The following is a 15148-nucleotide window of genomic DNA, read 5'->3' as shown; positions in this document are numbered from 1 at the left end:
CAGCATGCGTCTGAAGTGCATCAAGCTGGCGGGGTTCAAGTCCTTCGTCGACCCCACCACGGTGACCTTCCCCAGCAACATGGCGGCCGTCGTCGGCCCCAATGGTTGCGGCAAGTCCAACATCATCGACGCCGTGCGCTGGGTAATGGGCGAAAGCTCGGCCAAGAACCTGCGCGGCGAGTCGATGACCGACGTCATCTTCAACGGCTCCACCAGCCGCAAGCCCGTGAGCCAGGCGAGCATCGAACTGGTGTTCGACAACTCCGACGGCACCTTGGTGGGCGAGTACGCCAGCTATGCGGAAATCTCCATTCGCCGCAAGGTGACCCGCGACAGCCAGAACAGCTACTACCTCAACGGCGCCAAATGCCGGCGTCGCGATATCACCGATATCTTCCTGGGCACCGGCCTGGGGCCGCGCAGCTACTCGATCATCGAGCAGGGCATGATCTCCAAGCTGATCGAGGCCAAGCCTGAAGAGCTGCGCAACTTCATCGAAGAAGCCGCCGGTATCTCCAAATACAAGGAGCGTCGCCGGGAGACGGAAAACCGCATTCGTCGGACCCACGAAAACCTGGCGCGCCTGACTGACCTGCGCGAAGAGCTGGAGCGCCAGCTCGAACGACTGCACCGCCAGGCCCAGGCCGCCGAGAAGTATCAGGAATACAAGGCCGAGGAGCGTCAGCTCAAGGCCCAGTTGTCGGCCCTGCGCTGGCAGGCACTGAACGAACAGGTCGGCCAGCGCGAAACAGTGATCGGCACCCAGGAAGTGGGTTTCGAGGCGCTGGTGGCCGATCAGCGCAGCGCCGATGCCAGCATCGAGCGGCTGCGGGACGGTCATCACGAACTGTCCGAACGCTTCAATCTGGTGCAGGGGCGCTTCTATTCCGTGGGCGGTGACATCGCCCGTGTCGAACAGAGCATCCAGCATGGTCAGCAACGCCTGCGTCAGTTGCAGGACGATCTGCGCGAAGCCGAGCGCGCCCGGCAGGAAACCGAATCGCACCTGGGCCATGACACCACTCTGCTGGCCACCCTGAGCGAAGAGCTGGAAATGCTCGAGCCGGAACAGGAAATGACCCTCGCTGCCGCCGAAGAATCGGCCATCGCGCTGGAAGATGCCGAAGCCACGATGCAGGGCTGGCAGGAAAAATGGGACACCTTCAACCAGCAGTCTGCCGAGCCTCAGCGTCAGGCTCAGGTGCAGCAGTCGCGCATTCAGCAACTGGAGCAGAGCATCGAGCGCCTGGCCGAGCGTCAGCGTCGCTTGAGCGAAGAGCGCCAGTTGCTGGCCGCCGACCCTGAAGACGCCGCCATTCTGGAACTGAGCGAAGACCTGGCCACCCGTGAAATGGCCATCGACGACCTGCACCTGAACGAAGAGCAGATCGTCGAGCAACTGGAGCAATTGCGCGACCAGTTGCAGCAGGCCAATCAGGCGCAGCAGCAGGCCCAGGGCGAACTGCAACGCCTGAACGGTCGCCTGGCGTCGCTGGAAGCCTTGCAGCAGGCGGCCCTCGACCCGGACACCGGCACCGCCGAATGGCTGCGCGACCAGCAACTGGCCGAGCGCCCGCGTCTGGCCGAAGGGCTGAATGTCGAAGCCGGTTGGGAGCTGGCGGTGGAAACCGTGCTGGGTGCCGACCTGCAAGCCGTGCTGGTGGATGATTTCGACGGGCTCGATCTGGCCGGTTTTCAACAGGGCGACCTGCGCCTGTTCAGCCCCGGTGCCGAAACCGGTCGGCTGCCCGGCAGCCTGCTGGACAAGGTCGACAGCCCGGTGGACCTTTCCGCCTGGCTGGGGCAGGTCATGCCGGTGCAGAGCCTTGATGAAGCCCTGGCCCGCCGTGGGCAGTTGAATGCCGGGCAAAGCTTCATCAGCCGCGATGGCTATTGGGTCGGTCGGCACTTCCTGCGCGTGCGCCGTGCCAGTGAAGCCCAGAGCGGCGTACTGGCCCGTGGTCAGGAACTGCAACGGCTGGAACTGGAGCGCGATGAGCTGGAAGCGGCGCTGACGGCCCGTGAAGAGCAACTGCTCACGCTGCGCGAGCAGCAATCGCAGCAGGAGGAGGCCCGCGAGGATCTGCGCCGCCGCTTGCAGGACGAAACCCGTCAGCAAAGCGAACTCAAGGCGCAACTGTCGGCCGCCAAAGCCAAGGTCGAACAGTTGACCCTGCGCCGCACCCGGCTGGACGAAGAACTCACGGAAGTGGGCGAGCAACGGGCCATGGAGCAGGAACACCTGGGCGAATCCCGCGTGCAGTTGCAGGACGCGCTGGATGCCATGGCTCAGGACACCGAACAGCGCGAACTGCTGCAAGCCCAGCGCGACAGTCTGCGCGAGCGCCTCGACCGGGTGCGTCAGGAAGCCCGCCAGCACAAGGACCGCAGCCACCAGTTGGCGGTGCGTCTGGGCTCGATCAAGGCGCAGCACGATTCGACACGCCAGGCCCTTGAGCGCCTGAAAATGCAGTCCGAACGCTTGACCGAAAAGAGCGAGCAACTGGGCCTGAACCTGGAAGAAGGGCAGGCGCCTCTGGAAGAACTGCGCCTCAAGCTTGAAGAACTGCTGGAAAGGCGCATGGTCGTCGATGACGAAATGCGTGTTGCCAAGATGGCCCTGGAAGACGCTGACCGCGAACTGCGCGAGGCCGAGAAGCGCCGCACCCAGGCCGAACAGCAATCGCAACTGCTGCGCAGCCAGCTGGAACAGCAGCGTCTGGAGTGGCAATCCCTGACGGTGCGACGCAAGACCTTGCAGGACCAGTTGCACGAAGACGGCTACGACCTGCATGGCGTTCTGGCGACGCTGACCCCCGAAGCCACTGAGGCCGGGGCCGAGCAGGAGCTTGAAAGCATCGCGGCACGCATTCAGCGCCTGGGCGCGATCAACCTCGCGGCCATCGATGAGTATCAGCAACAGTCCGAGCGCAAACGTTATCTGGATGCCCAGAACGCCGATCTGGTGGAAGCCCTCGAAACGCTGGAAAACGTGATCCGCAAGATCGACAAGGAAACCCGCAACCGCTTCAAGGAGACCTTCGATCAGATAAACAGCGGAATTCAGGCACTTTTTCCAAAAGTTTTCGGTGGCGGCTCTGCTTATTTGGAACTGACGGGCGAAGATTTACTCGATACAGGGGTGACGATCATGGCGCGTCCTCCCGGCAAGAAAAACAGCACGATTCATTTGCTGTCCGGTGGGGAAAAAGCCCTGACTGCACTGGCACTGGTTTTTGCCATTTTCAAACTCAACCCGGCACCGTTCTGCATGCTCGACGAAGTCGATGCGCCACTGGACGACGCCAACGTCGGTCGTTATGCGCGTCTAGTGAAAGAAATGTCACAAACAGTGCAATTCATCTATATCACCCACAACAAGATCGCCATGGAAATGGCCGATCAATTGATGGGGGTGACCATGCATGAGCCCGGTTGCTCGCGGCTTGTAGCGGTGGATGTGGAAGAGGCCATGGCCCTTGTAGAGACGTGATTTACCGAGGGATGCGCCCAGGATCTGGCGTTTTAATGGCTCAAATATGTGAAGCGGTAGCGATAGATACCACCCTTGGCGCCAAAGAGGTGCAACAGACGGTGTAAAGTTACCTTTGGTCGTGCTAGTTTAGTGACCACTTTTTTATTTTGACGTGGGCAAAATGCCAGTTAGAACATAGACTTGGCACCACGTATTAAAGGGGTTTAGGCCCTTGTTTTCAAAAATATTCTTTTAGAGGCACTGGATTACATGGAAATCGGTCTGCGCGAGTGGCTGATCGTCATCGGCATTATTGTCATTGCCGGTATTCTCTTCGATGGCTGGCGCCGTATGCGCGGCGGCAAGGGAAAACTGAAATTCAGGCTCGACCGAAGCTTTTCCAACCTGCCGGACGACGATGACAGTTCATCCGCCGAACTGCTCGGCCCGTCCCGGGTGCTGGAGACCCATAAAGAACCCAAGCTGGACGAAGACGACCTGCCTTCGATGAGCGCGACCCCGCGTGAAACACGCGAAAGCAAGCGCAGCAACAGCGAAAAGAAACGCAAGGACGAGCCACAACAGGGCGACCTGAACCTGGACATGGATGGCCCGAGCCTGTTCACCGACCGTAACGACGACTTCCCGGACGACAAGCCTGCCCAGCGCATCACCGAAGACAAGGACCAGACCCCTGTCGAAGAAGTGCTGGTCATCAGCGTGATCTGCCGTGACGAAAGCGGCTTCAAAGGGCCTGCACTGTTGCAGAACATCCTGGAAAGCGGCCTGCGCTTCGGTGAAATGGACATCTTCCACCGCCACGAAAGTATGGCGGGCAATGGCGAAGTCCTGTTCTCCATGGCCAACGCCGTCAAGCCGGGCGTGTTCGATCTGGACGATATCGACCACTTCAGCACCCGTGCCGTGAGCTTCTTCCTCGGCCTGCCGGGCCCGCGTCATCCGAAGCAGGCGTTCGATGTCATGGTCGCTGCTGCCCGCAAGCTGGCCCATGAACTGAACGGCGAACTGAAAGACGACCAGCGCAGCGTCATGACCGCTCAAACGATTGAGCATTATCGCCAGCGCATTGTCGAATTCGAGCGCCGTGCGCTGACCCAGCGCCGCTGACAGTAGGAGCGAATTCATTCGCGAGGCGACCTTTCGCGAATGAATTCGCTCCTACAGGAATATGCGTTTGAATAAGCAGCCAAGGCTGCTTTTTTGTTTTTGAGAGAAACCGTATGAAAGCCGTCGAAACCCGAATCCTGGAACTGCGCTCAGAGCTGGACCAGCATAACTACCGCTACCACGTGCTGGACGAGCCCAGCATTCCGGATGCCGAGTACGACCGCCTGTTTCACGAATTGAAGGCGCTGGAAGCGGACAACCCGCATCTGGTCACCCCGGATTCCCCGACCCAGCGGGTCGGCAGTGCCGCGCTGTCGGCCTTCACACAGGTGCGCCACGAAGTCCCCATGCTCAGCCTGGGCAACGCCTTTGAAGAAACCGACATGCGTGAGTTCGACCGCCGCGTGAACGAAGGCCTCGACCTGCCGGCAGGCGACCTGTTTGGTGGTGGCGGCAAGGTGCAATACAGCTGCGAACCCAAGCTCGACGGCCTGGCGGTCAGCCTGCTGTATCGCGATGGCGCGCTGGTGCGTGGCGCGACCCGTGGCGATGGCACCACCGGCGAAGACATCAGCGTCAACGTGCGCACCGTGCGCAATATCCCGCTCAAGCTGCAAGGCACCGGCTGGCCTGATGTGCTGGAAGTGCGTGGCGAAGTGTTCATGTCCAAGGCCGGTTTCGAGCGTCTCAACGCCAGCCAGATGGAAATCGGCGGCAAGACCTTCGCCAACCCGCGTAACGCGGCGGCAGGCAGCCTGCGCCAGCTGGACTCGAAAATCACCGCCAACCGCCCGCTGGAATTCTGCTGTTATGGCGTCGGGCAGGTATCTGCCGAAATTTCCGACACCCATGTAGGCCTGCTCAACAAACTCAAGGACTGGGGCATGCCCATCAGCCGTGAGTTGAAGCTGGCCGACGGGATTGAAGAGTGCCTGGCGTACTACCGTGACATTGGCGAGCGTCGTCTTGAGCTGGCCTATGAAATCGACGGCGTGGTGTTCAAGGTCAACAACCTGCAGTCCCAGCGCGAGCTGGGTTTCCGTGCACGTGAGCCGCGTTGGGCCATCGCCCACAAATTCCCGGCCATGGAAGAGCTGACCGAACTGCTGGACGTCGAATTCCAGGTGGGTCGTACCGGCGCAGTCACACCCGTGGCGCGCCTCAAGCCGGTCAAGGTGGCAGGCGTTATCGTCTCCAACGCCACGCTGCACAACATGGACGAAGTGGCGCGCCTGGGCGTGATGATCGGCGACACCGTCATCATCCGCCGCGCCGGTGATGTGATCCCGCAAGTGGTGCAGGTCGTGCCGGAACGTCGCCCGGAAAGCGCCCGCCCGGTCGAAGTCCCGCAAAGCTGCCCGGTGTGCGGCTCCCATGTGGAGCGCACGCAACTGATCAAACGCAGCAAGGGCAAGGAAACCGTCAGCGAAGGCGCGGTCTACCGCTGCGTAGGCCGGTTGGCCTGCGGGGCGCAACTCAAGCAGGCGATCATCCACTACGTCTCGCGGCGGGCCATGGACATCGAAGGCCTGGGCGACAAGACCATCGAGCAACTGGTGGACGAAAAACTCATCGGCTCGCCCGCTGACCTCTACAAGCTGCAATACGAACAGATCATCGACCTGGAAGGCTTTGCCGAAGTCTCCAGCAACAAACTGCTCAAGGCCATTTCCGACAGCCGGAAGCCGACCCTGGCGCGCTTCATCTACGCCCTGGGCATTCCCGATGTGGGCGAAGAGACCGCCAAGGTGCTGGCCCGTTCGCTGGCCTCCTTGCAGCGCGTGCGTCAGGCCTTGCCGGAAGTGCTCACCTACCTGCCGGACATCGGCCTGGAAGTGGCCCACGAAATCCACAGCTTCTTCGAGGACAGCCACAACCGCGAAGTCATCGACGCCTTGCTGGGCGAGAGCGGCCTGCAATTGCAGGATGAAGGCGAGTTGGGGGCCGAGTTTGCGGCCAGCACTACGCTGGGCAGCCTGATCGACAAGCTGCACATCTTCTCGGTCGGGCCGGGCGGGGCGCAGAAACTGGCCGACAAGTTCGGCACCCTGGAAAACGTGATCAGCGCCGACTGGCTGGACATGCGTCAGGCACTGCCCGAGAAACAGGCCAAGGCCGTGCGCGAGTTTTTCGATGACAGCGCCAACGCCGAGCGGGCGCGGGCCATCGAAGAACAGCTCAAAGCGTTCGGCATGCACTGGCGTAGCGAAAAGAAAACCGTTGAAGGCCTGCCGCTGACCGGTCAGACCTGGGTGCTGACCGGCTCGCTGGAACTCATGAGCCGTGACATCGCCAAGGAAAAACTCGAAAGCCTCGGTGCCAAGGTGTCCGGCTCGGTATCGGCCAAGACCCACACCGTCGTCGCCGGGCCGGGTGCAGGTTCCAAACTCACCAAGGCCAATGAACTGGGCGTGAACGTGCTGGATGAAGATGCCTTCGTCGCATTCTTGGCCGGGCACGGCATCGCGGTGGATTGATTACCTCTTACACCCTGTGGGAGCGGATTCATCCGCGAAGACGGCGCTACGGCCCGGGTGTACTTCGCGAATGAATTCGCTCCTACACGCCCCGTAGGAGCGAATTCATTCGCGAAAGCCCCCATCCAAAAATCACCACCCCGCCAAATCCACGGAACCCCTGAACCTCCCCCATGATCTAGTCTGTTCACGGAGCACAGGGAGCCCGCCATGTACCGCTTTTTCGAACAACTGAGTTCACGGATCGCTGCACCCTTCGTCGGCGAAACAAAGCGCAACAGCAAGATCTGGCAATGCCGCTGCGGCCAGTCGGTGTTCTTCCCCAACTCCCAGTGCCTGGCCTGTTCGGCGGCCTTGGGCTACCTGCCTGAGCAGGAACGCATCGCCGCGCTCGAACCCGCCGCTGAACCCGACACCTGGCGCCTCAGCGACGACCCCGGCGCGGGTCTCTACCGACGCTGCGCCAACCTGCATACACCCGCCGCCTGCAACTGGTTGTTTCCCGCCCATAACACCGGCGAATTCTGCATCGCCTGTAGCCTGAACCGCACCATTCCCGACCTGTCTGTCCCGGAAAACCCCGAGCGCTGGCGCAAGGTCGAAACCGCCAAGCGGCGGCTGGTGGCGCAACTGATCTCGCTGGGTCTTGAAGTCATTCCCAAAAGCACCGATGAAGACACCGGGCTGGCCTTCGATTTCGTTGGTGTCGACCTGGAAGGCAAACGGCCCACCACCGGCCACGCCAATGGCCTGATCACCCTGAATATCGAAGAAGCCGACGATGCCCATCGCGAAGCCATGCGGGTGCAGATGCACGAACCGTATCGCACGTTACTGGGGCATTTTCGCCATGAGGTCGGCCACTATTACTGGGACCGGCTGATTGCTGACACCCATTGGCTCGAGGGCTTTCGCGCGCTGTTTGGCGACGAACGCGCCAGTTACGCCGAGGCATTGGAGCAGCACTACCAGAACGGCGCGCCGGACGGCTGGCCGCAACAGTTCGTCAGCGCCTACGCGACCATGCACCCCTGGGAAGACTGGGCGGAAACCTGGGCGCATTACCTGCACATGATGGACGCGGTCGATACCGCGCTGGGCTTCGGCATGAGCGCCCGGGAAATGGAACTGGACTACCAACCCTTCCCGCTGGACGTCCTCTACGACCCCCAACACCCGGAAGGCCCGGCCTTCCTGTCGTTCGTCAACGCCTGGATAGAACTGGCCAGCATGCTCAATGAACTGTCACGCAGCATGGGCCAGCCAGACTTCTACCCCTTCGTCCTGCCAGCCGCAGCCATTACCAAACTGCACTTCATCCACCTCGTCATCCAGGGCACAGGCGGCAAGGCAGACGAAGTGCTACAGGCCGCCAACCCGTAGGAGCGAATTCATTCGCGAACAGCCCTCACAGGGTGCGGCCAGCCTAATGCCTGACCGCCGCCCCGTTCGCTACAGCCCGAAACACTTGCTTCTCCACGGCATCCAGTGCATCACAGCCATCGCTCAACAACATCAATGCGGCATTGGCCATATAACGCACATCGCTGTCATCGGCGCCGTCCAGACACTCCAGCAGGCGACGAGCCATGCGAATGCGCCGGTCGGCACTGGCAAACAGAAAATCCAGCGGCGCCTGACTGTCGATATGCAGCACGGGGGTATCGGTGTTGTTGCTTCGGAGCGGGATAAAGCGACTCATGCTGCACCTCCGCAATGTGCGGGGGCAGGGGGATTGGGTGTGATTTTGAACATGATTGATTTCCTCATTGGATAGTGCTGCCAAAAACTCACTTCCACATGAGTGGGTGGCAGCTGTGCGAGGGTGTGGAAGACCGGTCAGAGGAACCCGGCGCACCCGAAGGTGCCCCCAGCGCACAGCCGCCATAGCGTAGCCATCGGACACCCGATGGTCTCCGATTACTAAGTACAGGCTTCTGTGGCCTCTAACACAGCGGGGCTTCCACACCCCATCGCTGATATGCAGCGACCGCGGGACTATAAGCCCCGAGCCCGCTCCCTGCAACCCGCACAGCCCTTGCGACACAAGTGCTTGAGCACTCTCGAATTTTTATCCTGGATTACGGGTTGTAACTTCGCGCCAGACCGGTACAATGGCGCGGCTCGCCGACTGGCGAGTGTCGTTATGGTGACCCCATTGGTCCCCTCGCAACGATTACCCGTCAACCTGGTCAGGCCCGGAAGGGAGCAGCCATAGCGGGAACATTGTGTGCCGGGGTGTGGCTGGTGGGGTTGCCTCCATTCTTTAAGTCCTTGAATTCTCAAGGATTTCTCGCTCAAAAATCTCGAAGTGGACCAGTGCCGTAGTACACCAAAGTGGTGCACTGTGCTGAGCATTCTAGTCGACTGTAAATCCCCGAGCCAAGCTCCTGTCATTGATGTCTCAACACTAGTCGCGTCCGCTAGGTTGCTCTAATGTTAGGGCTCCAATTCTCTACAGGGCAGTAGTATGGACATTGCAGCACTCAACGGCGTGGTGCAGGGGATCAACCTAACCAAACAACTCGCCAAGGCTGCGTTTGATGGGAGGGTAGATGCTGAGGCTAAAGCGAAGATCGGTGAAGTCCTTGAAAAACTGGGGGACGTGCAAGATGGGATGTTCAATCTGAGAGAAGACCTACACAGGCTCCAGCTAGAGCGAGACGATCTGAAGAAGAAGCTGGATGCCGCAGACTCGTGGCGACAACGAGCAGCCGCTTACAAACTTACGCAGACAGCGGGCGGTGCAGTTGTGTACATTTCGAGTGACGAAACGCCCCATTTCGCCTGCCCAAGCTGCTTCAATAAGAAAGAAATCCACCCGCTCCAAGACAACCGGACTGCCCGAGGCAAGTTCCGTTGCACTGGGTGCACGGCAGAATTCCCCATAAAGCCACAAAGAGGGGAGTGAGCGTACGTAGGCTGGAATAGCCGCGACACTAGCAGGAGCGGCAGTTACCGCTCCTTCGGGATTGTGTCTACTGTGGGTGTGGGGGTTGGCGCTTTCAGTGCTTGCTGCGGTCCCTGTGATCGCTACCATGGCGGGCGGTGTGATGTTCTTTCCGGCAGTAGCTTCTCTCTATGCTAAGTTGCGGAAGCGGCGCTCAATGGAAGGATAATTGACTGAAAACCCCAATCTCTCTGTCATACATCGAGAACCTCCCGTAGATAAAGGTCTGCGGGGTTCCGTTTCTGAATTGCACTGCTCTAATCCACCTTGCCCGTTTTGCCTAAGCTGCCTCTCTGTGGTCCCGTCCACTGCCCTTTGTTAGGACGCATGACCAATCCTCATCGGCCTCTAGCCGTCTCCAGCTGATGCAAGAGGCCTACCAATGAGCAGGATAGCCAAGCCTAGTCAATTGCCCATCTCTCGCGTTGAAGAGGGGGGCTTGTTGATGTGTCTTGTTTTATAGATTTGATCAGTTGCGCCTTGCATTCAAAACTCTCTCATGGGATGGTGGCATGTTGACATGCTTTGATTCCATGGAGGATGCCTTCATATGGCCGTTTGGGTAATTGCAGCAGGTGGCTTGAATGATGCTACTGCTCTTGAAAACTACAACAAGACCTTAGCAGCTCCTATTTCAAAAGCCCGACTTGATTCACTTCCTCCTGAAGTGATAATTCCTGATGGTGACCTGTATGCTTGGGGGTTTCCCAAAACACAGAAAGGTGGTAATGAGCGAAAGTTTGGTCAGATAGCTACAGGTGATATCTGCTTTTTCTGCACTACTCGCTGTGAGGGGCGGAGGAGCAATTGGTCCAATGCTTATAATTGGGTTGCCAAGGTTGTCGGTACAATTGATGGCGTCCACTCGGCGGCCGTGTCGTCAGCCTTCTGGGACTCTGAAAATTTCTTCCCGTATCTGCTTGGTAAACCCCTAGCTATAAATATCAGTTTTGAAGAGTTTTCTCGAGAAATTGATCCTGCAGGTAGGTACTATAACGGCAGTCCACAAAGTTCAACTAGACTTACTGATCTGGAAAAGTTGAGCCACGTTATTGATAAGTACGGCTCTGTAGATAATTGGGCTGAAAGCTACATCGGTAGGCTTTCTGTTCTGCCGGTTGTCACTGAGTACAATCAGCCAACATCTATGGTCAGTCGGGGTGCCCCCGAAGTAAGCGCGAGCAAAGTAGGTTATAAGATTGGTCTTCCTGTGATGAGGGAGTGGTTGATTAGAATCGCTCAAGCAAGGCGTAGGGTAACTTATAGAGAGTTTATGGATGTCTTTGGTATAGATAGGTACACCTCTAAGCACAGCATGGATAGACTGGGTGAGTATTCTCAGGCGCAAGGTGAGCCAATTATTACTGCGCTTTTAGTTGGTGGTGAGAGTAGTCATTCTTCTGCTGGTTTGAATAAATTTGGGGTTTTAGATGATGAGGCTGAGCGCCAGAAGCTCTATGAGTTTTGGTCTGGTGTTGAGATTGATGTTTCAGATTCGTGGATGTCTGATTCGCTTGAGGTAAGGGCGGCAAAATTTGCTAGTGTTGAGACGCGACCAGAACAGGCGGCGTTTAGACGTAAGCTTTTCAGTGCATACAGAGGCCGTTGTGTCGTAAGTGGATGTGATGTAGTTCGTGCACTAGATGCGGCTCATCGCCATGGGCGTCAATGGCGAAAAGGGCATAATAACGCAGGGGACGGATTTCTCCTTCGTAAAGACTTGCATGCCTTATATGATTCTAAGTTGCTAAGAATATCTGATGGTGGTCTTGTTGAGTTGTCAGATGAGGCTTTGGGGTGTTATGAGAGTTTTAATGGAGTTGTCGTAAAGCTGATTTCGTAATGATTTTATTGAGGTCTCAACTCTAGTTGGTTGATATTTTCAGGGGGTGAGTTGTGGCTAAGATCAAAACTCCTGCGACTATTAGTACAGAGTTTAATATAGATCTGGGTGTGTTGCTTAATGCGGGGATTATCGATACCCAGCTTTCGAGTGATACCAATTTGTTCATTGATCCCCTCCTTTTAGAGAGGAGCGTCCATCCTGAGATTAATATAGGAGCTGCGACAGCATATGAGCAAAGGTTTGAGCGTATAATAAAATTGTTGCGTGTCTCCGAAGCGAAAGGCGATTTGCCATGGCGGACAGTTGAGAAGCTTTTTAAGTTTTCAGAAATCAGTTGGACTTGCCTTGGCTATAGTTCGTCAGTTCGTGGTGCTGGCTTCGGGAAGGAGTTGACTACACATGCGTTGGATACGGCCTATCAAATCGTAAAGCTTGGAATTACCGATATAGACTTCTTTATGGGGCTCTCGCTTTTTGAAGAAGGTATAGGGGCTGATCGCATAAGCGATATGACGACGAATATAATTATCAAAGATTTGGTGCGGATGACTCAGAGGATCAATGCAGATCTTAAAATCCCCTCTAGAGAGTTCAAGGTGGAAGGGGAGTTGCAAGAACTGCCAGTTAATCCCTATACAGATGACCCCCTTATATTCGTTCCCACAGATATCGTTCGTGATCTCCCGATTGCCACCGATTGGGGTGATATATCTCGAGCGGTTAAAGAGAATGAAGAGTTGCGTGAGAGGGTGAGCGGAAAGATAGGTCAGATTTGGTCAACAATGACCAAGAAGGACAAGGCAAAAGTTAAGGTTGCGGCCCTTTCTAGTAAAGAAGCATTTGAACAGTTATTGGAGATGCTGCGGGAGGTTCCTCTCGAGTCCTATGATTTTGCGAAGGATACGAATGGAGAGGCATTTTGGGCGAAGTTGACAAAAATTGGTTATGAGTATCCAGTTAAGTTCAAAAGCAATACGGCTCCTGCTACGCCAGAAGATGCTGTGGCGTTTGTTGAGGAAATGATCTTACAATTTCAAGATCTTATTGAGAATAAAGGGGTTTGGAAAGAGCTGTGGAGTGATGATAAAAAACCGCGTAGAGAGAAGGCTGCTCAGCGATTGTTTTTTACCATGGCTTATTCATATTGTAAGGCTAATAATTTAGATATTACACCTGAGGCCGACGCAGGTAATGGCCCGGTAGATTTCAAGTTTTCTTCAGGCTTTAACAATCGGGTGCTTGTGGAGATAAAGCTATCAACCAACTCCCTGTTGCATGGCTATCAAAAACAATTAGAGATTTATAAGGCTGCCGAAGATACTGATCATGGAATTTACTTGGTCATTGATGTGGGTGGGCTTGGGCAAAAATATGCTGAGGTCCAGCGAGTCCGGAGGGAAGCAATTGATCGTGGAGAAAAGACGTCGAAGATATTCTTGATCGATGGGAATAGGAAGGCTTCCGCGAGTAAAAGGTGATAATCAGCTACCTTGCTTATCTATTGATTGCTGCAGTATGAAGGCAAGGTGGTTTCATAAGAACGCTCATCCCGAGCCACAAGGGTGAGGCACTTACACATGCTCTTGAGTTACCTAGTCCGGCAAACAAGATCGATAGCGGTAAATCTATTGCCCTACAAGAGGTGCTTGAGTACAAGCGGTCATACTAAATTAAGAAGGATGAAGCATGAAAATTTACAGGTACTCATTGTATTACAAGAATATCCGGTCATTCAAAGTCCTTACCAAGGAGGAGCAGGAACGTAACATTGGTTTGTTTTACACTGATCTTATTATGTAGTGGTCTAATGATTCCGGGCACCCATTTAGGCGAGAATGCTCGCCAGATGATATAGAGGTGTTTGATGGCCAAGCAACGTCGTTCCTTTTCCGCTGAATTCAAACGCGAGGCCGCAGCCCTCGTGCTCGATCAGGGCTATAGCCATATCGAAGCCTGCCGCTCACTCGGGGTAGTCGAGTCTGCGTTACGTCGCTGGGTGAATCAGCTCCAGCAGGAACGCAGCGGTGTGACTCCGCAGGCTAAAGCTCTGACACCTGAGCAGCAGAAGATTCAGGAGCTGGAAGCCCGCATCGCTCGTCTTGAACGGGAGAAATCCATTTTAAAAAAGGCTACCGCGCTCTTGATGTCGGAAGAGCACGAGCGCACGCGCTGATTGATCAACTGAGCGCCCAAGAGCCGGTTGATTGGCTTTGTGTGGTCTTTGATGTCACTCGCTCGTGCTACTACGCCCACCGTCTCAGACGTCGAACTCCAAACGCTGAGCGGGTTCGGTTACGCAGCCGGGTCAACGAACTGTTTACGCAAAGTCGAAGCGCTGCCGGTAGCCGCAGCATCGTGTCGATGATGCAGGAAAATGGCGAGCAAATCGGGCGGTTCAAAGTGCGTGGATTGATGAGGGAACTGGCGCTAGTCAGCAAGCAACCTGGATCACATGCCTACAAACAAGCGACGGTCGAGCGGCCGGATATTCCGAACATCTTGAATCGAGAGTTTGAAGTGCCGGCCCCCAATCAGGTCTGGTGTGGCGATATCAACTACATCTGGGCTCAAGGGAAATGGCATTACCTGGCTGTCGTTCTGGATCTCTACGTGCGTCGAGTTGTGGCTACATGACGGTTCAAGAAGCGCACCGAGACATCAGTCATTACTTGATGCATCGCTACAACTGGATTCAACCGTACCAGTTCAACGATGGGATGGCCCCGGCTCAGGCCGAGAAAAAGCTTAACGTCGTGTCCGGGATTAGTTGACCACTACAGACCAAACCCGCAAAACCGGGTAGAACAACTCCTAAATAGATTGAGAGGTGTATATGCATTTGTGCATCGAAGGTTTTTTTCCTGAAGGTCACGAAAACGAGTTTGTGCAGTTTGAGCTGGATGTAGCACCAGAGCTCAATCAGTCCGTGCTTGATTTGGTGGGGTGGGAGTCCCTTCAGGAAGGCGTGAGACATGGTGTTATAGAGCTTACAGAAGAGCAGGTCCGGCAGATTGAAGGTGTGCTCGGGAAGCCCATACCGCATGAACTTGATATTTGTATCAGCGTCCTGGCATAGGACGTTTTTTGCATCTGCCGGGGCGTTGAAATGATTGTCATTGGTTCTCGGCCGTCCAACAACAGCTTGCTCTCCTTGGTTGATGTGGTGTCGAAAAGGCAATCCAGGGGAGGCGTGTTGCAGTCGACGCTCGAGACGCTGACGGCCAGTCAGTAATGCTCTGGACAAACCTTCCAGGAACGGCACCTTGTCTGCG

Annotated in this window: 9 protein-coding genes, 1 other RNA gene and 1 pseudogene; 10 read left to right on the top strand and 1 reads right to left on the bottom strand. The window is 56.3% G+C overall.

Annotation, left to right across the window (positions count from 1 at the left end):
* Positions 1–4: 4 nt before the first annotated feature.
* The 4 genes from smc (at position 5) to ACIPY9_RS20280 (ending at position 8463) form a co-directional block, all read left to right on the top strand.
* Positions 5–3493: a chromosome segregation protein SMC gene (smc, locus tag ACIPY9_RS20295; RefSeq protein ID WP_400705499.1), complete on the top strand. Its 3489-nt coding sequence runs from the start codon at positions 5–7 to the stop codon at positions 3491–3493.
* Between the two features lie 252 nt (positions 3494–3745).
* Complete coding sequence (gene zipA, locus ACIPY9_RS20290; RefSeq protein WP_400705496.1) at positions 3746–4603, top strand: cell division protein ZipA; 858 nt, start codon at positions 3746–3748, stop codon at positions 4601–4603.
* Positions 4604–4716: 113 nt separating this feature from the next.
* Positions 4717–7080: an NAD-dependent DNA ligase LigA gene (gene ligA, locus ACIPY9_RS20285; RefSeq protein WP_400705493.1), complete on the top strand. Its 2364-nt coding sequence runs from the start codon at positions 4717–4719 to the stop codon at positions 7078–7080.
* 210 nt (positions 7081–7290) lie between these two features.
* Positions 7291–8463 (top strand): putative zinc-binding metallopeptidase, encoded by a 1173-nt coding sequence (locus tag ACIPY9_RS20280; RefSeq protein ID WP_400705490.1) that lies wholly within the window; start codon positions 7291–7293, stop codon positions 8461–8463.
* 43 nt (positions 8464–8506) lie between these two features.
* On the opposite strand, the gene ACIPY9_RS20275 is transcribed toward ACIPY9_RS20280, so the two are convergent.
* Positions 8507–8782, bottom strand: a complete 276-nt coding sequence (locus tag ACIPY9_RS20275; RefSeq protein WP_400705487.1) for a hypothetical protein — start codon at positions 8780–8782, stop codon at positions 8507–8509.
* 454 nt (positions 8783–9236) lie between these two features.
* Between ACIPY9_RS20275 and ffs the strand changes: the two genes are divergently transcribed.
* The 6 genes and pseudogenes from ffs to ACIPY9_RS20245 all read left to right on the top strand — a co-directional run bounded on the left by ffs (position 9237) and on the right by ACIPY9_RS20245 (position 14952).
* Positions 9237–9333, top strand: an RNA gene (gene ffs / locus ACIPY9_RS20270) — signal recognition particle sRNA small type.
* Positions 9334–9550: 217 nt separating this feature from the next.
* A complete protein-coding gene (locus ACIPY9_RS20265) occupies positions 9551–9991 on the top strand; it encodes a hypothetical protein (protein ID WP_400705484.1) in 441 nt (146 codons plus the stop codon).
* Between the two features lie 589 nt (positions 9992–10580).
* Entirely contained in the window at positions 10581–11873 is a 1293-nt protein-coding gene (locus ACIPY9_RS20260; protein ID WP_400705481.1) for an HNH endonuclease, read from the top strand.
* A gap of 53 nt (positions 11874–11926) precedes the next feature.
* Positions 11927–13354, top strand: coding sequence for a hypothetical protein (locus tag ACIPY9_RS20255; protein WP_400705478.1), 1428 nt, complete (start codon positions 11927–11929; stop codon positions 13352–13354).
* A gap of 386 nt (positions 13355–13740) precedes the next feature.
* Positions 13741–14647 (top strand): annotated as a pseudogene (locus tag ACIPY9_RS20250) (IS3 family transposase).
* Between the two features lie 62 nt (positions 14648–14709).
* Positions 14710–14952 carry a pyocin S6 family toxin immunity protein gene (locus tag ACIPY9_RS20245; protein ID WP_400705475.1) on the top strand — a complete coding sequence of 81 codons (243 nt, stop codon included), beginning with the start codon at positions 14710–14712 and terminating at the stop codon, positions 14950–14952.
* The last annotated feature ends 196 nt before the right edge of the window (positions 14953–15148 follow it).

Source organism: Pseudomonas sp. NPDC089734 (assembly GCF_044748865.1).
In the GTDB taxonomy this organism is placed as follows: Bacteria; Pseudomonadota; Gammaproteobacteria; order Pseudomonadales; family Pseudomonadaceae; genus Aquipseudomonas.
The sequence above is the reverse complement of the archived record's forward strand: the minus strand, read 5'-3'. Positions and strand labels throughout refer to the sequence as shown.